Here is a 21,642-nt window from a genome sequence, read left to right on the forward strand (position 1 = left end):
GCCTCCCCTCGCTCCCGGGCCGAGGCGCGCGCCCAGGCTTCGCGACTGCGGGTTATGCCCGTCGCGCGGCCCTCGGCGGGCAGCCACGCAGCCCCGGCCTGCACTTCGCCTTCGATTTCCCATTCCGTTTCCCATTCCGAAAGACCGTCATGGGCCTCCGCTCCGAACTCAGTGACATCAAAACCAGCCTTCCCGCCGATCTCCTCGCGTCGTTCGTCGTTTTCCTCGTCGCTCTTCCTTTATGCATGGGTGTTGCCGTGGCCTCGGGGGTCCCTCCCGCCCTGGGGCTCATCACGGGCATCGTGGGCGGTCTGGTGGTTGGGGTGCTGGCCGGGTCGCCGCTTCAGGTGAGCGGGCCCGCTGCGGGGCTCACCGTGGTGGTCTGGGAACTGGTGGGCCGCTTCGGGCTCCAAGCGCTAGGACCGCTGCTGCTCATGGCCGGTCTCTTTCAGGTGCTGGCGGGTGCACTCAGAATGGGGCGCTGGTTTCGGGCCGTACCGCCCTCGATCATTCACGGCATGCTCGCAGGCATCGGCGTCCTCATCGTTGCCAGCCAGCTGCACGTGATGATCGATGAGGCACCCAAGGGCTCGCCGTTGCAGAACCTCATCGGCCTTCCCGGCGCCGCGTGGAAGGTCGTGTTCCCGCCCGAGGGCGCGACCCCTCACGTTGCGGCCGCGATGGGGCTCCTCACGATCGCCGTGCTGCTCCTCTGGAACAGGTTCGCACCGCGGGGGCTGCGCGCCTTGCCCGGCGCCCTCATGGGCGTGGTGGCCGCCACGTCCGCAGCGGCGGTGTTTGGCCTGCCTCTTGCGCGCGTGGCCGTTCCCGACAGCTTGGCGGGCGCGGCAAACGTGCCCAGCTGGATGGCCTTCGGGGTGCTCTCTTCGCCGGCCGCCTGGATGGCCGTGCTGGCGCTGGCGGTGATTGCCAGCGCCGAGACCCTGCTGTGCGCGACGGCACTTGATGGCATGCACGGCGGACCGCGCACGAAGTACGACAAAGAGCTGACGGCCCAGGGTATAGGCAACGCGATCTGTGGCCTGCTCGGCGCTCTGCCCATGACCGGTGTCATCGTGCGCTCGAGCGCCAACGTGCAGTCAGGGGCGAAGACGCGGGCTTCCGCCATCCTGCACGGCGCCTGGTTGCTCGCCCTCGTGGCCCTGGCCCCGCAGGTGCTGCGCTGGATCCCGGTGGCCAGCCTGGCCGCGGTGCTGGTGTATACGGGCTACAAGCTCATCGAACCCAAGCGCGTGCGTGAGCTGCGCGCGTACGGGCGGGGCGAGGTGCTCATCTTCTTCGCCACCGTGCTTGGCATCGTGGCCACGGACTTGCTCAAAGGAATCCTGATCGGCATCGCGCTTGCGATGGTGAAGCTGCTCTATCGGTTTACGCATATCCGCATCGAGGTCAGGCACGACCACGGTAACCAGCGCACCACGATTCACCTTTCGGGCTCCGCCACGTTCTTGCGGCTTCCCGAGCTCAGTCACGCGCTCGAATCGGTGCCGGCGGCGCACGAGCTCATCGTCGAACTCGAAGAGCTCGACTACATCGACCATGCCTCGCTCGCGCTGCTGACGAGCTGGGAAAAGCAACACCTCGCGCAGGGTGGACGCGCGTCCATCGGTTGGGAGCAGCTGCGCTTCCTTTGTCACAACCCCGCCACCACGATCAAGGAGGCACGTCGCCTGCATATCGTGAAGTCCAATGCGCCGCCACACGGTTCCCGAAGCCTTTCGGCACAGCCACAGGAGACGACATGAAGAAACTCGTTCAGGGCGTGCACCAATTCCAGGAGCACGCGTTCCAAGCCCACAAGCAGCTATTCGCCGGGCTCGCGGAAGGGCAGGCGCCGCACACCCTGTTCATCACGTGCTCCGATTCGCGCATCAATCCCAACCTTTTGACCCAGGCCGAACCTGGAGAGCTGTTCATTCTGCGGAACCCCGGAAACCTCGTTCCGCGCTACGGACAGTCCCACTCGGGGGAGGCTGCGGGCATCGAGTACGCCCTCACGGCTCTGTCCATCGAGCACATCGTGGTTTGCGGCCACTCCCACTGCGGCGCGATGAAAGGCCTCGTGTCCCCGACCGACCTCGACGTTTTGCCCGCCATGAAGGCCTGGCTGGGGCAAGCCGAGCGCACCCGGCGTGTGCTCTATGAAAACTACCCCGAGGCCAGTCAGGCCGACCTGCTCAACATCGCCATCCAGGAAAACGTGCTGGTGCAGCTCGAGAACCTGCGCAGCCACCCCCTGGTGGCCGAGCGGCTGCAGGCGAACCGGCTACAGCTTTACGGGTGGGTCTACAAACTGGAGACTGGGGAAGTCTTCGCTTACGACGCCACCTCGGGCCAGTTCGAGGGCGTCACCGAAAAGCTACACCTGGGTACCGCCTCCGAGTTGCCCCGCATATCCGCCTCGCTCTAAACTCACACAACGCTGCGCTCGGCTCCGGCCTGGCGCGGCGCTCAGCCAAAAACAAACGCCCGCCCAGCAGAGCCGGACGGGCGTTCCCCCCAATGAGCTTGATTCGTTACCGATACAGCGCAGCCCTAGCGGCTGGCCAGCGTGGATGCGCGCTGCTGAACTTCCTTGGCCGAAGGCACGTCAGGCGCCAGAATGACCACCACGAAGTGCTCACCCTCCTGCGAGACGGTGGCCTTCACGCCGGGTACCGCCAGCGGACCCGATTGCCCCTCCGCCAGCTGGCAGTTCACCACCCGCTGAAGGTAAGGCGTAGACATTCCTGGCTCCGCCCGGACGAAAAGCTGGGCGCCGGAGGGCTGCAGCACGACGGCGCGGCCGATGCGCCGCTCCCGCCTGAGTTCGTTGACACGTTCGACCTGCCCCAGATCAGCGCTGACGCCTGCGCAGACACCGCCGTTCGAGGCCTGGGCCTCCGCGGGGCCTGCACCGAAGGTGCCCCCGAGGGCAAGGGTAGAGGCAAAGGAAAGAAGGCTGGTTGCAACGATGGAGCCGAGCTTTTTCATGTTCATGTCCTCGTCGTTAGTTATGGGCCGGGCCGTGTAGGCGCCCCATGGGGCAAACACCCCAGAAGGCAGAGGGAAAAGTGCCTGCATCGCGTGGGCGGGTCCTCTTCCACCTGCCCCGCCGAGCGAGGGCTCCGTGGCTGACGTTCGCATCGCCCTCGTCGACGACCAGACCATCTTCCGCGAGCTGGTGGCTGAGCTCCTCACCGACGAGCGGCATCAGATCGTCGGCCAGTTCTCTTCGGGGCAGGATGCACTTTCGGCCCTGCCCGCGCTGGCCGTGGACCTCTTGGTCCTGGATGTGGTCCTGCCCGACATGAGCGGCCTCGAGATGCTGCGCCAGCTGGGCGCGCCCCTGCGCCGCACCCAAGTGCTCCTGCTGACCGGCAGCGAGCGCCCCGAGGTCGTGCAGCAGGCCGTGCGGCTGGGGGTGGACGGCATCGTGATGAAGGGCATGCCCTTGTCGGAGCTTCGCGAGGCCGTGCGGCGGGTCGAGGCCGGTGGCACCTTCTTTTGCGCCACATCGCAAACCCTGTTACGGCAGGTGACTCAAAACCCCGTATCCGAGAGCCTCACCCCTCGCGAGCGCCAGATCGTGCAGCTGGTGGCGCAAGGGCTGAGCAGCAAGGAGATCGCGTCCCGCCTGAGCGTGAGCGCCAAGACCGTGGCCAACCACCGCGTCAGCATCATGGCCAAGTTGGGCGTGCACAACGTGGCGGGAGTGACCCGGTACGCGATCGAGCAGGGACTCATCAACGCCGACCTGCCCGACGTGTGCTGATGCCCACTCGGTCGCGCATCCCACCGCCCCGCGCGGCCCGTGAGCCTGCCGCCCCCGCCGAAATTTTTCGCGCCATCGCCGACTACACCTACGACTGGGAAAGCTGGGTGGATGTCGACGGCACGACCCGCTGGATCAACCCTGCGGTCCAGCGCATCACCGGCTTCACGGTGGCCGAATGCCTCGCCATGCAAGACTACCCCCTGCCGCTGGTGCACCGGCGGGACCGGGCCCGCATCCGGCGCGCCTTGCGGACCGCGCACCAGGGGGGCAGCGGCAACGATCTCGAATTCCGTGTGCAGCGCAAGGATGGGACCGTGGGCTGGGGCGCCATCTCCTGGCAGTCGCTCTTCGATGTATCAGGGATCTGCCGGGGCTACCGGACGAGCGTGCGAGACATCAGCTCGCGCAAGCAGGCCGAAGATGAGTTGCGCCAGGCCAAGGTCACGGCCGAGCAGGCGAGCCGTGCCAAGGGCGAGTTCCTCGCGAACATGAGCCACGAGCTTCGCTCTCCGATCCAGTGCATCTCGGGCTACGCCGAGCTGCTCTCGAAGACGAAGCTCACACCCAAGCAGAAACGCTATCTCGCGGTGTTGGGGCAGCAAAACGAAGCGCTTCTCAAGGTGGTGGACGACATCCTGGATTTTTCGGCCTTGCAGGCGGTCATGCCGCGTTTCGAAGAGCTGCCGTTCGAGGTGTCCGACGTGGTGGCGCACGTGGTTGACGGCGCCCGCCCGCTCGCCCAGGCCAAGGGACTGACCCTCTCGGCCGAGATTGCGCCCGCGGCACGGCTTTGCGTGTCGGGCGACGCCCATCGCTTGCGGCAGATCTTGGCAAACCTCGTGAGCAACGCCCTCAAGTTCACGGAGCGCGGATCGGTCACACTGCACGTGGCCCGCGGGGGGCCCGAAGAGCGACGACGACGCCCGGGTCCACCTCTCGTTCGCGATTGCCGACACAGGGATCGGGATCTCACCCGACAGCTTGCGGCACCTGTTTCGCCCCTTCGCGCAGGGCGATACGTCCACGGCGCGCCGCTTTGGGGGCACCGGGCTGGGCCTGGCGATCAGCCGGCGGCTCTCCGAGCTCATGGGCGGTGAGCTGGTGGCCGAGAGCCGGGCGGGGCACGGCTCCGTCTTCACGCTGAGCTTGCCCTTCGTCGAGGCCACGCCCCCCCTAAAGGACACACGGCCGCAGCGGCGGGCAGCCGCTTTGCCGCCGCTCGCGATCCTGGTCGTGGAAGACAACCCCGTGGCCCTGGCGCTGGCCCTCGAGCTTCTGCGTGTGCTTGGGTACAAAGCGCAAGGGGCGCCGAGCGGTCCCGAGGCGCTCGCTCACCTCGAGCGTAAAGCCTACGATCTCGTGCTGATGGACGTGCAGATGCCCGTCATGGACGGCCTCACCCTGACCCGCACGATTCGGCAACGCCGCTTCGCTCACGGTGGAAAACCCACCATCGTGGCGCTCACCGCCAACGTTCTGGCAGATGATCGTCGCGCCTGCCTGGACGCCGGCATGGACGCCTTTTTGGGCAAACCGCTGCGCCTCGAGGTCCTGCGGGCGTACTTGGCAGGCCTGCGCACGGAAGCGCCTGCCCGCCGGGCGCCCCGCCCGCCCTCGCGGCCCGTTGCGCTCGACGAGCATGTGCGCGCAGATCTGGAGCGGCACGTCGACGCCTCCGGGCGATCGTTGCTGTCCCGCTACGCACCCCGGATCGTGGAAGATCTCCGTAAGCTCATCGCCGCGATCGAGGTCGCCGTGAACACCAACGTCGCCGAGACGGTGCTGGGGCTGGCTCACCAGGCCAAGGGGCACGCGAAGCTCGTGGGCGCCACGGAGACCGTGCTCGCCTGTGAGCGTCTGGAACGAGCAGCGCGGACGGGGAATGAGGAAAGCGTGCGGCGCCCCTGGCCCGCGTGCCGGCGCGCGCTCGTGCGCCTCATTGCCTCCTTGGAGCCGCTGGCGCCCGCTCGACGCTCGTCGGACCCGGGCTAGGTCGGGTCAGGGATCGCGCAGGGCCGGTTCGTCGTCTTGTGAAACCCCGCCGATGGCGGCCCGAAAATCGGCCTGGGCACGCAGCCAGCTGCCAAGCGCCTCGGCCTCCACGAGCGCCGCGCTGGCCGTGGCCTGCTCCCGCAGGTTCACGAAGAGCAGATTGCTTTCGCCAAGGTCGAAGCGCGTACGTTCCGCTTCCTCGAGCTTCACCGCCAAACGCAGCTGCTCCCGGGCCAAATCCACCCGCTGGCTGGCGGCATGCAACGCGGAGAGGGCGTCACGCACGTCGGCCGTGATGCGATCCCGCGCCATCTGCTCCTCGGCGGTCAGGCGCGCCAACGCCGCCTGCGCGGCCTGCAAACGCCCCTTGGCCACGCGACGCTGCAGGGGAACCTCGAAGAGAACGCCGCCCACCACCTCGGGCTCGTCGAGGTAGGTCCGGCCCGGCACCGTCGCGCCGACGTCTTTGGAGCCCACGAGGGACAGATCCAGCGAGGGCAGGACCTGATTCTTCGCAAGCTGCACGTCCACTTGGTTTTGTTTGCGCAGCGCCTGGATGCGCTTGAGCTCGGGTCTGCGCTCGAGCGCTCTTTCGATGGGATTCGGGTGTAGATGCTCCTGCGGATCCGGCAGCGCGGGCGGCAAGCGGGCGGGTGACACGAGCACGGGCGCTCCTTCTTCGTCGCGAAGGAACAGCGACAGCGCGATCGCCGCCTGCTCGAGCGTTCGTTCGGCCGCCACCACCCGCTCTTGGCGCTCGGCGATGGCCCGTTCGTTGTCCAGGCGATCGATGTCGGCCACGTCTCCCAGATCGCTGCGCCGGCGCACGGCCTCGTCGCGCACCTCGGCGATGGTGAGCAGGTCCTGTGCGATCCTGAGCCGGCGTCCGGCGATCACCCAATCCCAGTACCGGTAGGCGGCGCTGCGCTGAAGGTCGAGCACGAAGAGCCCGATGTCGCCTTCGGCCACCGTCCGCCCAAGCTCGGCCTTGCGGACGTCGGCACGGCGCTTGTCCACGGCCCCGTTGCGCAAGATCGGCACGGACACGCCCGCCCTGAGTTCACCGCCCTTGTTGGTCTCGAGATTGCCGTAGTACGGGGGAATGTCACCCCGCCCGAGGCGCCACCCTCCAAAGACTGTGGTGCCCCAAAGGGGCGTGGGTTGCTCGAGAAGCGAATCCACCGAGAGGTAGTCGTAGTACCCAAGACCCACGACCGAACCGCGGGTGCGCCAGTTGAGGTCGAAGCCACCGCGGGCCGAAAGAAGGTCGGCCTCGGCCACATCGCGACGAAGCAGCGCGGCCACGAGCAAGGGGTAAGAGCGCTCTGCCGACGCCAGAACCTCATCGAGGCCAAGCGGCGTCGTGGTGGCGTCGAGAGCCCCTGCCAGCGCCTCACCCGGTACCGGCAGTTTCGGCGCGGGATTTTCCACCGCCACCGGCGGCGGCGGCAGTCGCAGCTGCAGCGACGGAGGCGCAGCTTCCACCGCCGCCCCCACGCAGAGGAGCAGCAACACGAGCCCCGTGATGCGAACCACCTCTAACCCTCGTCCTTGCCGCCCTTGGAGCCGTCGTCCACGGGTTTACCGTCGTTGTTGTCCTTTTTGGCGGGAGCGTCTGCTTCGGGAAGGATCATCGGCGGGAAGCCGTTGAAGATACGCCACAGCTCGAAGCCCAAACGGACTTGTCCCAGCAAGACCCAGCCCCGCGCCCGCACGCCCTGGCGCAAGAAGCGGCCCTCGGGCCAGGGCTCGTCGGCCTCGTCGGGGACCACCACGATGCGGAAATCACCGCGGCCGTTGTCCGCAGCGTCCACGAACGCCACCGTGGCGCCAAACGTACCCACGGCCACCGAAGGCCATCCCGTGAACTGAATGGCCGGCCAGCCCTCGAACTGCAAGCGCACGTGCCGTCCCGCCGAGACCAAGGGAATGTCGTTGCCGTCGACCCACAGCTCGACCGCGCGCTGAACCGTGTCGGGCACCAGCACCATCAGGGGATCACCGGCCTTCACCATCTCGGCCCCCTCCCCCACGTGCAACCGCAACACGGTGCCGGGGCGGGGCGCATGCAAGACCTGGGAGCGCTGCCGGGACAGCCTCACTTCGATCCTGTTCAACTCGGCTTCGGCGTGGTGCACGTCCTCCTGGGCCTTGGCCCTGTCGGCACGCGCGGACTCGATCGCGGCGCCGATGTCGGTGCCCACCTTGCGCTGCTCGGAGCGGAGCGCCTGAAGCTCATTGCGAGCAGCGCTGAGCGCGGCCAGGGCCTTGTCCACGTCGGTGCTTCGCTGCGCGCCTTCCATCTGGGCAAGCTCCACCGCACGCTTCGACGCCAATCCCTCGTCCAGCAAACGTGACTGCCGCTCGAGGTTCAGCTGAGCCGCCACGTCGGCCGCACGCGCCGCGCTCAGCGTTTGTTCCGCCGCGCGCTGCCGGTCGACCGCCATCTGCACCCTGGATTCGGCGGCGTTGACGCCCAGCGAACGAGACTCGGTGAGCGAGCCGATGCGCTCGTCCACCGTCATGGCGCGCTCTTTCGAGCGCTCCAGCTTGTCGCGGATGGCGTTCGCCTCGGCTATCAGGCGGTCCAGGATCATGGGGTCGTTGTCGGTGATCTCGAGCAAGCGATCGCCCGTATTCACCCGTGAGCCCTCCTGCACCCACCACCTTACGATGCGTCCTTCGAGGGGCGCGGAGATGGTCTGCTGCCGCTCGAGGGGCGTGTACGCAATCACGCGGCCCATGCCCGAAGCCGACTGCTGCCAGGGCAAAAGCGCCAGCGCGAAGCCGAAGAGCAGGAACATCAACGCCATCCACTGCGCCACCCGTCGCGCCACGCGGGCCGAGCGCACCTGGCGAAGCGCTGGAAAATCGGCGATTTCGGGACGCACAAGCGGTGGCTGTTCCGTCTTTTGTGTCACGCGCTTCATGCCGCCCCTCCTTCGATCTCGGGGTTCCCCACCGCACTCGTGCCCGTGAGCCGTGCGAGGGCCGAGTTGACGCGCCTGCCGCCCCCGAGCTCAATCGCCCGATCGCAGGCGGCCACCACGTCTCGGTCGTGAGAGACCACGAGCACGGTCCACGGTGTCTGCCGTCCCAAAACCGCAGACAGCGCCAAGTCGCGGACGTCGGGCGCCAGCGTGTCGAGGGTTTCTCGAATGAGCAGCAGCCGCGGACGGGCCACGAGCGCGCGGGCCAACATCAACCGCCGCGCTTGACCGCCCGAAAGCGGTGAGCCGCCCGTCACCACGTGGGTGTTGAGCCCCTCGGGCAGCGCCAGCACGTCTTCCAGCAGCCCGACGCGTGACAGAGCCTCTCGGATCTCCGTCGAGCTGACGTCGGTTCGACCCATGCTGACGTTGTCAGCCACGGTGCCCTCGATGATCTCCACGCCGTTCAGCATCACCACGTCCTTGCGGAGGGCATCGATGCGCACGTCACGCACATCCAAGCCATCGACGAGCACGGCCCCGGAGGACGGGCGACGCAACCCGAACGCAAGGTCGAGCAGCGTTCCCTTGCCCGCGCCGCTGCCCCCGACGAGTGCCACGCGCTCCCCTGGCTTTAGCTCGAAGCTCACGTTCGACAGGGCAGGCCGCCCGTCCACATAGCAATAAGACACCGCGCGAAAGCTCACGGCAGCCGGGGTGCTCCTGGGTGGCAACGCTTCACCATGCACCTTCTCGAGAGGCAAATCGATGAGCACGCCCAGCTTGTCCACGGCGGCCACCAACTTGTAAAACGCATCCAGCGTTTTTCCCAGCTTCGTGAAGCCTGCCACCACGCTGGTGAGGATGAGCTCGGCCGCCACCAGCTGGCCCAAGGTCAGCTGCCGCTGGATCACCAGCCAGCCGCCCACGCCCAGCAAAACCGTGCTCGACACCGCTTGCAGCGTGAGGCCTCCCACGAGCTGGCGCATGACCACGCCGAATTGCTTCTTGCGGGCCAGGAGATACTCCTTTGCCAGCGCGTCGGCACGCCCGAGGGCCATGGAAAGCCCACCCGCGGTCTTGAAGCTCGCGGGGTGTCGCGCCAGCTCCTCGAGCCAAGCCGCCATGGCGTACTTCGCCTTCGATTCCTTGATGGCATAGGTGATGCCCCCGCGGCCCATGACGAAGATCACGAAGGCCAGCCCCGCGATGAGCAGGCCCGCGAACGCAAGCAGCACGGGGTGGTAAAAGGCCAGGAGCAGAAGCCCGGTCGACAGCTGCAGAAGCAGGCCCAGGCCCTCGATGAGCAGCTGCGCCGCGCTTTTTTGAACCGTGACCACGTCGAAGAAGCGGTTCACCAGCTCGGGCCCGTACTTGCCCTCGTAGGCGTCCAGTCGCACGCGCGGCAAGCGGTAGGCCAGGTCGGCCGCCGCCCGCACGAACACCCGCCGCTGGATCATCTCCACCACGTAGTACTGCAAAGAACGAAGCAGGGTCACGATGCCCAGACACGCCAGGAGGATCAGGGCCAAGACCACCAGGGGCTGCAGCAACGTGCCGAAGGCCACGGTGTTGACCAAAGACTGAACCGCGACCGGGGTGGCCAGGCTCATCACCCCAACCCCTACGGCGTACGCCACCACCACCCAAAGGTCGGCCCGCTCCGTCTTCAGCAACGAGCGCAGACGCGGCAGCGGCGGAGGCGGCGCGGCCGTGTCGTCGGCATGCCCGGCCTCGTCGTGGGCCCGCAGAGCTTCGAGCGGCGCCGCGAGCTCGGCGAACACCGCCCGCACGGAGGCGGCCGGTCCCCTCGCGTCGAGCAGCGCGCACAGATGCTCGGGGTCGAGCCACCTTTCGCTCCCGCCCCCCGCGGACGAGGCCACCTTGACTTTGCGGCCCGCGCGCTCGGTGATCGCGATCAGCTGCGGCTCGCCTTCGGCCTCGCACCACATCAGCAGGTGCGCGTCGCGGCTCACCACCGTCAACAGTTCGGCCACGGGTCGAGTCACCTCGGTCAGCGCCAGACCCGCGCTGGGGGCTGCCACCGCGAGCCGCTGATGCCACGTCTCGGCCAGCGGCCCGGGCAGGTCTCGCTGCGCCTCCAGCACCGCCGCCCTCATCTTGGAGGGCTCGTAGGAAGCACCATGGCAGTGGGCTAGGTGCTCCAGGCCCCACAGCAGAATTTCTTGTTCGACGGTGGCCTCGAACGCGGATTCGGCGCGGGTTCGTCCCCCGGAACCGTTGGAAGGGTCGTCGCTCATCTTTTGGATCGGCTTTCGAAGGCGGCCGCGTCACGGCCGGTGCGGGCTTACGAAAGCATCGGCGGGCGCGGGTTCAAAATTCACTCAAGGTGTACGCCCCGAAAGGACAGCGTCAAGCAAATGCGGACGCAGCAAAGTATAGAAAATACCGATGCGAGGGCCCCGCTTTCCCTGAAGAGCCCTCGCACCCCGCCCGTTGTGTCCCGGGCTCCCGAACGCACACGGGGACATGACCGCGCGCACGGGGCCGTCCCCGTGCGCACCGTGGTTCAGATGTCGTAGCGGAGTTCCACTTCGAGGTAGTGAGCCAGGTCGTCGGCCGGGAAGACCTGACCGCTCGGAGGCGGTGCGAAATCGGTACACGGCCATGAACAAGAATATGAAGTACTTTTTTCCCCCCGGCAGCGAAGGCGACAACGTCCGGAGCACGAACGCACGTGCCCCGCATCGAGATCGAAACAGAACCAGGCCCCTCCCGTCCGGTCAACGATCCCCGAGCGGGGGCTTGACGCCCTCGAGCTCGGCCTGCAGCCGCTCGGCTTCTGCCACCGCCTCTGCGTACTCCACGATCTTTCCCCGCCGCTGCAGTTGCATGGCCTCTTCCCACTTGGCGGCCACCCGCCGCGCGAGCTCCGCCGCGGGATCCCGTCGAAACCAGTCGAACAAACCCATGATGTACTTGGATGCCGGAACGGGCTTCGGTCCGGCACCGGCGCCTCACGTCCCTCGAAACTGGACGCGCGGTGCGAGGGTGACCTTCGTCGCGACCGAGTTTGCGATGAAGCATCCCTCATGCGCCTTTTCCACCAGCGCGAGGGCCTTCGCTTCGTCCGCGCCCGGGCGCAGGGTGATGGTGGGACGAAGCGTGACCGACGACATCCGCATCCTGCCATCGACCACACTCAAGGAGCCCTCCGCGTCGTCCACGTACGTCACCAACCCCACTGCGCTTCGCGCCGCGAGAAACAAGTACGTGAGCGCTTGGCACGACGAGAGCGAGGCCACGAAGAGCTGCTCGGGGTTGAGGCGCGTGGGGTCGCCCTTGTAGGCCGGTGCGGCGGACATCGGCAAGGTGGGCAGCCCCTCCCATTGCACGTCGAGGTCGCGGCTGTAGGCCGTACCCTCGAGCGGTCCACCGGTAGCTCCGGTCCATTCCAATCGACAACGAAACGTCTCAGGCATGACATGAGTTTGTCACGCAACAGGCCGGCTGGGGGAAAGAAGGCACGCGAGCGCAGACAAGCTGTCACCAAGCCGTCGCCCTCGTGCCTTTTGGCCCGCCTACCATCGAAGGCATGCAACCTGCTTCCGGGCCCCGCCGCCTCGTTGATGTTTCCGGCGCCTTCGACTCTGCGTTCAGTAAAAAACTATACTCGTTGGTGGGCTCGCCCTTCGAGAAGCTGCTGTCCCTGCATACCTTGAACCAGCTCTACAGCGACAACCTTCCTGGCGACGAAAGCTTCGCCGGTTTCTTCGCTGCGAGCCTCAAGGTCCTTTCCATCGAGTATCACTTGAGCGACGCGGATCGCGCCCGCATCCCGAAGGAAGGGCCTGTGATCATCGTGGCCAACCATCCGTTCGGTGCGGTGGAAGGGCTGATTCTCGGCGACCTCCTCACGGGGGTACGCCCCGATGTCCGGCTCATGGCCAACTACCTCCTGGGGCAGGTTCCGGAGATGCGCCCGTGGCTCATCTCGGTGGATCCCTTTGGCTCCCGCCAGAGCACGCATGCCAACCTCGCCCCTCTGCGCGCGGCGCTACGCTGGCTCCGCGAGGGCGGCATGCTGGTGACGTTTCCTTCAGGGACCGTCTCCCACTTGCACGTGCGGCAGCGCGCCGTGGTGGATCCCCCCTGGGCCCACGGCGTCGCCGCGCTCGCGCGGCGCTCGGGCGCCACGGTCGTCCCCGTCTTCTTCGAGGGCCGTAACAGCAACTGGTTTCAGCTGGCCGGTCTGCTGCACCCGCGCCTGCGCACGGCCCTTTTGCCGAAGGAGCTCCTGCGCCGCAGCCGGTCCACGATTTCGCTGCGCGTGGGCAAACCCATCGGGCCCGAGAAGATCGCGCGACGAAGAGACGACGCGGAGATCACGCAGTACCTGCGCTTCAAAACCTACGCCCTGGCGAACCGCGAAAGCGCGGTGCGCCCCCGCTTTCGTCCCCTGCCCGCCGCAAGCCCTGCAGTCGAGATCGCGCCCGCGGTCAACCCCGACGTGCTCAAGGCCGAAGTGACCAGGCTGCCCTCGGATGCCAAGTTGATCGAGCAGGGGCCTTACGCGGTTTATCTGGCGCGCGCCGCGCAAATCCCCGCTGTCATGCGCGAGATCGGGCACCTGAGGGAGACGACCTTCCGGGCCGTGGGAGAGGGCACCGGGTTGGCACTGGATCTCGACTCCTTCGACAAGACGTACCTGCATCTGTTCATGTGGAACCACGAGTCGAACGAGCTCGTCGGCAGCTATCGCCTGGGCGTGGCGGACGAGCTGCTCGAAAAAGAGGGGCTCGAGGGCCTTTACACCAGCACGCTCTTCAAGTTCAAACCCGGTTTCCTCGATCGACTGAACCCGGCCATCGAGCTCGGCCGTTCGTTCATCCGCGCCGAGTACCAGCGCAAGCCCCTGTCACTCGCGCTCCTGTGGCGCGGTATCGGCGAGTTTCTCGTAAGAAACCCCCAGTACAAGACCCTCTTTGGTCCCGTGAGCATCAGCCGCGACTACGAGAGCACGTCGCGCCGCCTGATGGTCGAGTTCCTGGCCCAGGCTGCCTCGGGCGACGAACAGCTCAAAGCGTTGGTCAAGCCCAAGAACCCGCCACGGGCCCGCATCGGTGAAGACGAGCGCGCGGTTCTGCAGGGTGCCCGCGACGTCGAGGATCTTTCCAACCTCATCGCCGATCTCGAGAAGGACGACAAGGGCCTTCCGGTGCTGCTCAAGCACTACCTCAAGCTGAACGCGCGGCTTTATGGGTTCAACGTCGATCCCGCCTTTGGCAACTGCCTCGACGGCCTCATCGTGGTGGACCTGCGCACGACGAATCCGAAGGTGCTCAAGCGCTTCATGGGAGAAGCGGGGTACGCTTTCTACGCCAGCGTCGCCTAGCGCCCTCGCGCCTTTGCCTCTGTCACACGACTGTCGCACAGTTGTTTCTGCGGCACGGTTGCTGTCGTTGCGAAATTGTCACACCATGAAAGACCGTGCTCTTGATTCGCGTGACACGATGGCTGGTTGGGTTCGTGGCGTTGGCCACGGTCTCCGACTGGTCAGCGTGGCGTAGCCGGACAGAGCCGATATCAGCCTCGGCCGTCTCCCTCGAGATTGACACCTCCGCCGTGCAGGCCGAGGTGGACGAGCGCTTCCTCTCCGTGGCGGTCGACATCGCGAATGTGGTGGGTGGTGCGTTCTGGGATCCCGACCGCAATGCGGGCGCCATGGCCACGGCCCAAGTACCTCCTTACGACTTTTCGCGCCCAGCGCTCCGCAGCCTGGCCGAGGCCCTGGCGCCCGCCTACCTGCGCGTGGGTGGAACCGATGCAGACCGCACGGTCTACGAAGCCGCGGGAGCGCCCGCCGACGTGGGCGCGGGCCGGTGGCGCCTCAGCCGGAAGACCTGGCAGAACGTGAGCCGCTTCGCGCAGGACGTGGGCTTTCGCCTGATCTTCACCCTCAACGCCGGCGAGGCCGCGCGAGACGCCTCCGGGCGGTGGGATCCCGCCAGCGCGCGTGGGCTCATCGAAGAAGCCGTGGCGGCAGGTGATCCGGTGGACGTTTGGGAGTTCGGCAACGAGCTCAACGTCTTCCCGCTCCTGCATCACCGCTGGCTCTCGCCCCGTGCCTACGCAGACGATCTCCAGCTGGTGCGCTGGCTCCTGCGCGACACGGCACCCAAAGCGCAGTTGGCGGGTCCCGCGGTGGCGTTCTGGCCCCTGCTCGGAGAAGGCCTGCCCTTTTACGGACGCTTCATGCGGGCCGGGGGTGATCTGCTCGACATCGTCACGTGGCACTATTACCCCTCTCAGTCGTACCGCTGTCCGGTGGCCACACAACGTGCGAAAGCGGGTGAGGTGCTGCGGCCCCGGCAGCTGGCCGAAATTGATCGGTGGGCCGCTTTCGTCGAAGACACACGGGATCAGCACGGTCCCCAGGCCGCCGTGTGGTTGGGCGAAACCGGCGGCGCCCAGTGCGGCGGGGAGCCCGGGGCGTCCGATCGTTTTGCCAGCAGCCTGTGGTGGGTGGACCAGCTCGGGCGGATCGCCCGGCGGGGGCAGCCCATCGTGGTGCGGCAGACTCTGTCAGGAGGTGACTACGGCTTGATCGACGACGAAACGCTGGCGCCCAACCCGGATTACTGGGCTTCGCTGCTGTGGCGTCGGCTGATGGGAACGAGGGTCCTTCCCACGCAGCTGCGGACGGGCCTGGGCCCCGTGTCCGCCTACGCGCACTGCACACGAGGCGAAGCGGCCCCCGGATCGGTGACGCTGGCCCTCGTCAACGTGCACCCCACCCGTCCTATCGACGTCGACCTGCCTGACCTGGGCCCCGAGGCGAGGCTCTACCTCGTGCAGGCCTCCAGCCCCGAAGCACACCGTGTGACCCTCAACGGCAAGCCTCTCGCGCTCACGGCCGAGGGCGCCGTGCCGCCCACCGAGGGCGTGCATGTGCACCATCCCCAGCTCCTGAGCCTGCCCCCGCACGCCTTCGCCTTCGTCACCTTCCCCCAGGCGGCGGCCTCCGCCTGTCGCTGAGCTGAGCCGCCCGCCACCCTCAAGGCGTGAACAGGTGCGTGGCGGCGCGGCGTCCGAGCGCCGCCATGGGCAACGTATGAACGCAGCGCTCGAGGTGGCTTTTGATGCCTTCGGGCACCCGCTTGGCCTCCCAATGCTCGAAGGCCTGGGCCAGCTCGGCCTGCTCTTCGGGCGTGAACAAGCGCTCGGCGGCAGCCACCAGCATCGCGTCTTCCTTCAGCTCGTGAGCCCGGACCACCTGCACCATGTGCAACACCTGCCGCACCCACTCCTTTTCGGCCCCCGGCACCTTTGCACCCATACCATCCGTGGCGTCCGCCACAGCCTCGAGGATTTCAGCCATGCGTGCGTGTTCCTCCTCGATTCGGGCCAGGGGCAGCCCCGCCAGAGAGACGCCCTTACGCGCCAGTCGCGGGTAGAGCACCTCGACCTCCTTGGCGTTGTGGTTGCGCTCGACGAAGCGGTGGAAAAAGTCCCAGACGCCGTCGAGCACGGGCCCATCGACCTCCCGCCCTTGAGCCACCCGCTCGGCCAGAGCCGCCGCCGCGTCGAGCATATCGGCGATCACCTGGTGCTCTCGCCGGATACGGTCGGTGCCCACCGTCATGCTCGTCGGTTGAGTTCCAGTCCCTAGAGTTGCCATGACACCCCTCCTGTCCAGGCTCGCAGCCCTGCCCGACCCCGCCGCAAAGGCCCTTGGAACGAACTCCAAAGGTCCCGAGGGCCACCTTTGTTTCCAGCAAATTTCAGGCCGTGCCGGTCACCATGTCTTTTCAGGGGTCTAGGGTCGATCCGCGCGGGGCTTGGCCGCAAACCCTGCACCAGTTGCCCCCCACCCCCGAACGTCATGCGTGTTCGGGGCCGGGGGCTACCAGGTCAAGAGCGCCCCGAACGGGGTCCGCCCAGAGCGGCGAAGGGGTTGTTGAAGGGTTGCTGCGGCTGACGTGGCGGTGTCGACACGCGCGGTCCGCGCTCGGATCCTCCGCGCTGCGGCGGGCGGCCGGGCGCACGGGCTTCGGACGGTGCGGGCCGCGTTTTGCCCACGGCCGCCTCGCCGTCCGAGCGCATGGTGAGCGCGATGCGCTTTTTGTCGAGGTCGATCTCGACCACGCGCACGTTCACGCGATCGCCGGGACTAACCACCTCGCGCGGATCCTTGACGAACCGGTCCGCCAGCTGGGAAATGTGCACCAGGCCGTCCTGGTGTACACCCACATCGACGAACGCACCGAAGTTGGTCACGTTCGTCACGATGCCCGGGCAGACCATCCCGGGCTTCAAGTCCGAAAGCTCGTGAACGTCGGCGCGGTAGGCGAAAGCCACGAATGAGTCGCGGGGATCGCGGCCGGGCTTTTCCAGCTCGGCCACCACGTCCGAGAAGGTGAACGTGCCGAGTTCCTCCGAGAGATCTTTCGACTGCTTCACCGCGCTCACGCCGGAACCCAGAAGTCCGGCCACCCCCAGGCCCATCCGCGAGGCGAGCCGCTCGAGGGCGCCGTAGCGCTCCGGGTGCACGCCCGTGTTGTCGAGCGGGTTCTCCCCACCCGGGATGCGGAGAAAGCCCGCGGCCTGCTCGAAGGTCTTCTGCGAGAACCTCGGCACCTCCAGCAGCTCCTGTCGGTTCTTGAATAGGCCCTGCTTGGCCCTGTAGGCCACGATGGCCTTCGCAAGGCCCGGCCCGATGCCCGAGACGTGCTGGAGCAAGTGCATGCTGGCCGTGTTCAGATTGACGCCCACCTGGTTCACGCAGGAATCCACCACGGCGTCCAGGCTCTTCTTGAGCGCGTTGGGAGACACATCGTGCTGATACTGGCCCACGCCGATGCTCTTCGGATCCACCTTCACCAGCTCGGCCAAGGGGTCCTGCAAGCGACGGGCAATGGAGATCGCGCCGCGCACCGTCAGATCCAGGTCGGGGAACTCTTCTCGCGCCACGTCGCTCGCGCTGTAGATGCTCGCGCCCGATTCGCTCACCATCACCACGGGTGTATGGCTGCCCGCTTCCTTGAGCGCCTGCTGCACGAAAGCCTCCGTTTCCCGCCCCGCCGTGCCGTTGCCTACGGCCACGGCTTGCACGCCCCCCTGCTCGACGAGCTTCGCCAGCAGCATCTTGGCTTCCTGACGGCCCCGCTCGGACTCGAGGTGCATGAGGGCATTGCCCACGTAGGCCCCGGAGCTATCCACCATGGCCAGCTTGCACCCGGTGCGAATGCCGGGATCGACGCCCAACACCGCCTTGGCCCCAAAGGGCGCTGCCAGCAGGAGCTTGCGCACGTTCTCCGCGAACACGTTGATCGCGGCTTCATCGGCCACGTCCCGCAACGCCTTGTGCACTTCGTTTTCGATGGCGGGGATGACGTGGGCGCGCGCGGCCAGGCGGGCGGCCGTTTTGAGCAGGCTCGCCCCCGCGAAATCGGGCACCGTGAGGGCTGCCGCCTCGAAACGCGCCACCACGGAGTCCACGAGGGGGTCGGGCGTGCGCAGACGCGCAAGCGCATCTTCGCTTTCGGCCGGATCCACCGGGGGCAATGGCCCGCCGAGCGACAACACCAACTCTTCTTCCATCCATCCCCGCCGCATCGCCAGGTACCGATGCGAGCTTTCGGGCTTCATGAGCGAGGGCACCGGCTCCTGGTGATCGAAATACAGCTCGAACTTGCTGTGCGGCTTGGCCTTCGCGCCCTTGCGGCTACGGGCGAGGGATTCGCTGAAGTACTGTTGCCGCACCTCTTGGCGCAAGCCCGCGTCCTCGGACAGGCGCTCGGTCAAAATGTCCGTGGCGCCGGCCAACGCTTTTTGCGCGCTGTCGATCTCCTTTTCCGCGTTGAGGAAAGCCGCCGCCTTTGCCTCGGGCGTCTCCGTGGCGGTCACCCGCCCGTGGGCCGCGTCCCAGAGCCAATCAGCCAGCGGCTCGAGTCCCGCCTCGCGCGCGAGGGCGGCCTTGGTTTTGCGCTTCTGCTTGTAGGGCAGGTACAGATCCTCGAGCGCCACCAGATCGTAGGTGGAGAGAATCTTCTCTTTGAGCGCATCGGTCAGCTTCTTCTGCCTGTCGATCTCCTCGACGATGAACGACTGGCGCTTCACGATCTCGTCCCAGCGCTCCTTGAGGTCCAGCACCTGGCGCACACCTACCTCGTCGAGGTTGCCGGTTTGCTCCTTGCGGTACCTCGCGATGAAGGGCACCGTGCCCCCATCCTCGGCCAGCTTCAGGACGGCTGCAGCCGAGCGTGCGGGGATCTGCGGCGCCTGTTCGGCGAACCAGCTCTCGAAGGTCTTGGGCGTGTGCATGCCCCCGCAGCATACGCAAACCTGGGCACGCGAATAAGGGCTTGTGGATAACGAAACAGCTGCCAGCCCGGCCCGCGGGCGCGAGGGCCCGCGGGGCCCCCCAAGCGCCCGCCGCTTGCGCCTAGCCGAGGATGGCGGCGGCCACGATCTCTCCCGCCTCTTGCACGATGCGCGCGAGATGGGCGTCGTCGCGGAAGCTCTCGGCGTAGATCTTGTAAATAGCCTCGGTGCCCGAAGGGCGCGCGGCGAACCAGCCGCTCTCGGTGGTGACCTTCAAGCCCCCGATCGCCGCCCCGTTGCCGGCCGCGGAGGTCAACTTCGCCAAGATGGGCTCGCCGGCCAGCGTCGTGCTCTTGACAGCCTCCGGCGACAGCTTCTTGAGCGCCTTGCGGACGTGGTCATCCGCAGGGCGATCGAGCCGAACGTAATGGGGCGTACCCAGACGCCGCGTCAGCGCCTTGTAGTGTTCGTAGGGGTCCTGACCGGTGGTGGCCGTAATCTCTGCGGCGAGCAACGCCAGCAGGATGCCGTCCTTGTCGGTGGTCCACACCCGTCCGTCCCGACGCAGGAAACTGGCGCCCGCGCTCTCCTCGCCGCCAAACACCAGCGTGCCGTCGAGCAGGCCGGGAACGAACCACTTGAAGCCCACCGGAACCTCGACGAGCTTGCGCCCGCGCACCTGCACCACGCGATCGATGAGTCCGCTCGACACCAAGGTCTTGCCCACACCGGAGGCCTCGGGCCATGCGGGCCGATGGGTGCAGAGGTAGTCGATGGCCACGGCCAAGAAGTGATTGGGGTTGAGCAGCCCGCCCGTGGGCGTCACGATGCCGTGCCGGTCGGCGTCGGCATCGTTGCCGAACGCCACGGCGTAGTCGTCCTTGAGGGCGATGAGCCCCGCCATCGCCGCGGGACTCGAACAATCCATGCGGATCTTGCCGTCGTGGTCCACGGTCATGAACCCAAACTGCGGATCGACCTTGTCGTTGACCACCGTGAGGTTGAGGCCCAGCCGCTCCGCGATCACCTGCCAGTACTGCACGGAGGCCCCACCCAGCGGATCGGCGCCCACCCGAATGCCCGCGCTGCGGATCGCATCGATGTCGACGACATTCGGGAGATCCATCACGTAGGGACCCATCAGGTCACGCTCGTGCGTGCTGGCGGCCGCGCGAGCTTTTTCGTAGGGCACGCGAAGTACGCCTCGATTTCCCTCGCGCAGCAGCTCGTTGGCGCGCTTTTCAATCCAGCCCGTGGCGTCGGTGTCCGCGGGGCCCCCATGCGGCGGGTTGTACTTGAAGCCGCCGTCTTCGGGCGGGTTGTGTGACGGCGTCACCACGATGCCATCGGCCGCGGGACGCCCCGTACCGCGGTTCCAGGCCAAGATCGCGTGAGAGATGGCCGGCGTGGGCGTGAAGCCCGATGCGGCCATGCCCACCTCGACGCCGTTGGCGGCCAGCACCTCCAGGGCGCTTTGCTCGGCGGGCCCGGAGAGCGCGTGGGTGTCCTTGCCCAGGAAGAGCGGACCCGAGGTGCCCTGGGCCTTGCGGTACTCGCAGATGGCCTGTGTGGTCGCCAGGATGTGCGCCTCGTTGAAGGTACCCTTCAAGGACGAGCCCCGGTGACCACTCGTGCCGAAGCTCACCGCCTGCGCCGGATCGGCCGGGTCGGGGCTACGATCGAAGTACGCGGCCAAGAGCGCGTCGACGTCGACCAGAATGTCTTTTGGAGCCGGCTTTCCGGCTAGGGGGTGTCGTTTTTGGTCCATGTTGTCCCGGTGAAGGTGCGGCGCCTGCCCCGTGCCCAGGCGATGAAACCGCGACACCTGTTCCCGGGGTCCCAAAGGACGCTCAGTTTTCAATCTCGATTTCGATGTCGGGATTGTATGACGGCAGGCTACCTTCTTCATCCACCGAGATGCCGACTTTCGTCGCTTTTCCCTCGGGCAAGGACAAAGCAAAGCTTTGCTCCGAAACATAACCCAAGGCGGCTTGATCTCGGGAGCGCACCTCCAGCCGCACGCTCAGCACGTGCGCGCCGGGGGCCACGGGGCGCTCGGCCAGGGTGATCGGCGCCTCGGTCACGGGCCGCAGGGAGGCGTCCCACAAGCGCGTGCCGTCAAGCCGCACCTCGGCCTTTTCGAGCACGTAGTGGCGGTTGGCCTCCCAGGTCAAGGAGAGGCTCACTTTCGTCGAGAAAAGCACCTTTTCGACCACTTCGCGCCGCGCACGCGCGCGGAACACATCATCACGAAGCTGATCGTAACGGGCACGTAGCGCCTCGGCCGACAAGACCGGGGACCGAGCGCCGGCGCCAGGCTCCGGAGCGGGCGCCGGCGTTTCGGGCGCCGGAACCCCTGCCGACGGCGTGGGGGGGACCGGACGTGCCGGGGCCTCGGGTTCGGCGTCCGCCGCAGGCGCGGGAGGGTCTCCCGGCTCCTCACTCGTGGCGGCGGTGGGGGGTGGCGGCTTGCGGGCGCGTGCCTTGCCCGCGGCCTTGGCCCCTCGTGCTGAGGGCGGCGCCGCCTCGGCGAAGGCAACGCCCCCAAAGAGGCAAAGTCCCGTTGCCAGCAGCAGCCAGCGCCCCCCGCCGAGGCGCGCGGGCACTGGTGCGATGAATTTCGGTGACGAAGGCGACTGAACTCGTATGCGCATG

At 67.1% G+C, this 21,642-nt stretch carries 17 protein-coding genes; 7 read left to right on the forward strand and 10 right to left on the reverse strand.

What is annotated here, in order from left to right; genetic code table 11:
* Nucleotides 1-149 precede the first annotated feature (149 nt).
* Together KA712_18745 and KA712_18750 are read left to right on the forward strand one after the other, a co-directional pair.
* On the forward strand, nt 150-1,766 hold the full coding sequence (locus KA712_18745; protein ID MCG5055007.1) for a SulP family inorganic anion transporter: 1,617 nt from the start codon (nt 150-152) through the stop codon (nt 1,764-1,766).
* Nucleotides 1,763-2,431: a carbonic anhydrase gene (locus KA712_18750; GenBank protein MCG5055008.1), complete on the forward strand. Its 669-nt coding sequence runs from the start codon at nt 1,763-1,765 to the stop codon at nt 2,429-2,431. The genes KA712_18745 and KA712_18750 overlap by 4 nt, the downstream gene beginning before the upstream one ends.
* 125 nt (nt 2,432-2,556) lie before the next feature.
* Here KA712_18750 and KA712_18755 read toward each other — a convergent pair whose 3' ends face one another.
* Nucleotides 2,557-2,994, reverse strand: a complete 438-nt coding sequence (locus KA712_18755; protein ID MCG5055009.1) for a hypothetical protein — start codon at nt 2,992-2,994, stop codon at nt 2,557-2,559.
* Between the two features lie 136 nt (nt 2,995-3,130).
* Here KA712_18755 and KA712_18760 point away from each other — a divergent pair, with 136 nt between their 5' ends.
* From KA712_18760 to KA712_18770, 3 genes are read left to right on the forward strand one after another with little or no spacing between them, the layout of a single operon-like run.
* Nucleotides 3,131-3,775, forward strand: a complete 645-nt coding sequence (locus KA712_18760) for a response regulator transcription factor (GenBank protein MCG5055010.1) — start codon at nt 3,131-3,133, stop codon at nt 3,773-3,775.
* Entirely contained in the window at nt 3,775-4,875 is a 1,101-nt protein-coding gene (locus tag KA712_18765; protein ID MCG5055011.1) for a PAS domain S-box protein, read from the forward strand. The genes KA712_18760 and KA712_18765 overlap by 1 nt, the downstream gene beginning before the upstream one ends.
* The gene (locus tag KA712_18770; GenBank protein ID MCG5055012.1) at nt 4,865-5,770 is read left to right on the forward strand and encodes a response regulator; all 906 of its coding nucleotides are present in this window, start codon (nt 4,865-4,867) and stop codon (nt 5,768-5,770) included. The genes KA712_18765 and KA712_18770 overlap by 11 nt, the downstream gene beginning before the upstream one ends.
* A gap of 6 nt (nt 5,771-5,776) precedes the next feature.
* On the opposite strand, the gene KA712_18775 is transcribed toward KA712_18770, so the two are convergent.
* The 5 genes from KA712_18775 to KA712_18795 form a co-directional block, all read right to left on the reverse strand.
* Nucleotides 5,777-7,306 carry a TolC family protein gene (locus tag KA712_18775; protein ID MCG5055013.1) on the reverse strand — a complete coding sequence of 510 codons (1,530 nt, stop codon included), beginning with the start codon at nt 7,304-7,306 and terminating at the stop codon, nt 5,777-5,779.
* Between the two features lie 2 nt (nt 7,307-7,308).
* Nucleotides 7,309-8,700, reverse strand: coding sequence for an HlyD family secretion protein (locus KA712_18780; GenBank protein ID MCG5055014.1), 1,392 nt, complete (start codon nt 8,698-8,700; stop codon nt 7,309-7,311).
* Nucleotides 8,697-10,961 (reverse strand): ABC transporter ATP-binding protein/permease, encoded by a 2,265-nt coding sequence (locus KA712_18785; protein MCG5055015.1) that lies wholly within the window; start codon nt 10,959-10,961, stop codon nt 8,697-8,699. Before KA712_18785 ends, KA712_18780 begins: the two co-directional genes overlap by 4 nt.
* A gap of 483 nt (nt 10,962-11,444) precedes the next feature.
* Entirely contained in the window at nt 11,445-11,633 is a 189-nt protein-coding gene (locus tag KA712_18790) for a hypothetical protein (GenBank protein MCG5055016.1), read from the reverse strand.
* A gap of 45 nt (nt 11,634-11,678) precedes the next feature.
* The gene (locus tag KA712_18795; protein ID MCG5055017.1) at nt 11,679-12,143 is read right to left on the reverse strand and encodes an OsmC family protein; all 465 of its coding nucleotides are present in this window, start codon (nt 12,141-12,143) and stop codon (nt 11,679-11,681) included.
* 113 nt (nt 12,144-12,256) lie between these two features.
* Here KA712_18795 and KA712_18800 point away from each other — a divergent pair, with 113 nt between their 5' ends.
* On the forward strand, nt 12,257-14,056 hold the full coding sequence (locus KA712_18800; GenBank protein ID MCG5055018.1) for a lysophospholipid acyltransferase family protein: 1,800 nt from the start codon (nt 12,257-12,259) through the stop codon (nt 14,054-14,056).
* Nucleotides 14,057-14,157: 101 nt separating this feature from the next.
* The gene (locus KA712_18805; GenBank protein MCG5055019.1) at nt 14,158-15,699 is read left to right on the forward strand and encodes a hypothetical protein; all 1,542 of its coding nucleotides are present in this window, start codon (nt 14,158-14,160) and stop codon (nt 15,697-15,699) included.
* A 19-nt stretch (nt 15,700-15,718) separates the two neighbouring features.
* Here KA712_18805 and KA712_18810 read toward each other — a convergent pair whose 3' ends face one another.
* The 4 genes from KA712_18810 to KA712_18825 form a co-directional block, all read right to left on the reverse strand.
* Nucleotides 15,719-16,342: a hemerythrin domain-containing protein gene (locus tag KA712_18810; protein ID MCG5055020.1), complete on the reverse strand. Its 624-nt coding sequence runs from the start codon at nt 16,340-16,342 to the stop codon at nt 15,719-15,721.
* 233 nt (nt 16,343-16,575) lie between these two features.
* A complete protein-coding gene (locus KA712_18815; GenBank protein MCG5055021.1) occupies nt 16,576-18,987 on the reverse strand; it encodes an RNA-binding transcriptional accessory protein in 2,412 nt (803 codons plus the stop codon).
* A 121-nt stretch (nt 18,988-19,108) separates the two neighbouring features.
* Complete coding sequence (pgm, locus tag KA712_18820; GenBank protein MCG5055022.1) at nt 19,109-20,755, reverse strand: phosphoglucomutase (alpha-D-glucose-1,6-bisphosphate-dependent); 1,647 nt, start codon at nt 20,753-20,755, stop codon at nt 19,109-19,111.
* An 82-nt stretch (nt 20,756-20,837) separates the two neighbouring features.
* The gene (locus KA712_18825) at nt 20,838-21,641 is read right to left on the reverse strand and encodes a hypothetical protein (protein ID MCG5055023.1); all 804 of its coding nucleotides are present in this window, start codon (nt 21,639-21,641) and stop codon (nt 20,838-20,840) included.
* Nucleotide 21,642: the final 1 nt, after the last annotated feature.

The sequence above is a fragment of the Myxococcales bacterium genome, from assembly GCA_022184915.1.
GTDB lineage: Bacteria > Myxococcota_A > Polyangia > Fen-1088 > Fen-1088 > JAGTJU01.

Excerpts from the sequence above, each read along its gene's own strand:
- KA712_18745 (MCG5055007.1), top strand. The coding sequence starts at position 150 with ATGGGCCTCCGCTCCGAACTCAGTGACATCAAAACCAGCCTTCCCGCC.
- KA712_18750 (MCG5055008.1), top strand. The coding sequence starts at position 1,763 with ATGAAGAAACTCGTTCAGGGCGTGCACCAATTCCAGGAGCACGCGTTC.
- KA712_18755 (MCG5055009.1), bottom strand. The coding sequence starts at position 2,994 with ATGAAAAAGCTCGGCTCCATCGTTGCAACCAGCCTTCTTTCCTTTGCC.
- KA712_18765 (MCG5055011.1), top strand. The coding sequence starts at position 3,775 with ATGCCCACTCGGTCGCGCATCCCACCGCCCCGCGCGGCCCGTGAGCCT.
- KA712_18770 (MCG5055012.1), top strand. The coding sequence starts at position 4,865 with ATGGGCGGTGAGCTGGTGGCCGAGAGCCGGGCGGGGCACGGCTCCGTC.
- KA712_18780 (MCG5055014.1), bottom strand. The coding sequence starts at position 8,700 with ATGAAGCGCGTGACACAAAAGACGGAACAGCCACCGCTTGTGCGTCCC.
- KA712_18785 (MCG5055015.1), bottom strand. The coding sequence starts at position 10,961 with ATGAGCGACGACCCTTCCAACGGTTCCGGGGGACGAACCCGCGCCGAA.
- KA712_18790 (MCG5055016.1), bottom strand. The coding sequence starts at position 11,633 with ATGGGTTTGTTCGACTGGTTTCGACGGGATCCCGCGGCGGAGCTCGCG.
- KA712_18795 (MCG5055017.1), bottom strand. The coding sequence starts at position 12,143 with ATGCCTGAGACGTTTCGTTGTCGATTGGAATGGACCGGAGCTACCGGT.
- KA712_18800 (MCG5055018.1), top strand. The coding sequence starts at position 12,257 with ATGCAACCTGCTTCCGGGCCCCGCCGCCTCGTTGATGTTTCCGGCGCC.
- KA712_18810 (MCG5055020.1), bottom strand. The coding sequence starts at position 16,342 with ATGGCAACTCTAGGGACTGGAACTCAACCGACGAGCATGACGGTGGGC.
- KA712_18815 (MCG5055021.1), bottom strand. The coding sequence starts at position 18,987 with ATGCACACGCCCAAGACCTTCGAGAGCTGGTTCGCCGAACAGGCGCCG.
- pgm (MCG5055022.1), bottom strand. The coding sequence starts at position 20,755 with ATGGACCAAAAACGACACCCCCTAGCCGGAAAGCCGGCTCCAAAAGAC.
- KA712_18825 (MCG5055023.1), bottom strand. The coding sequence starts at position 21,641 with ATGCGCATACGAGTTCAGTCGCCTTCGTCACCGAAATTCATCGCACCA.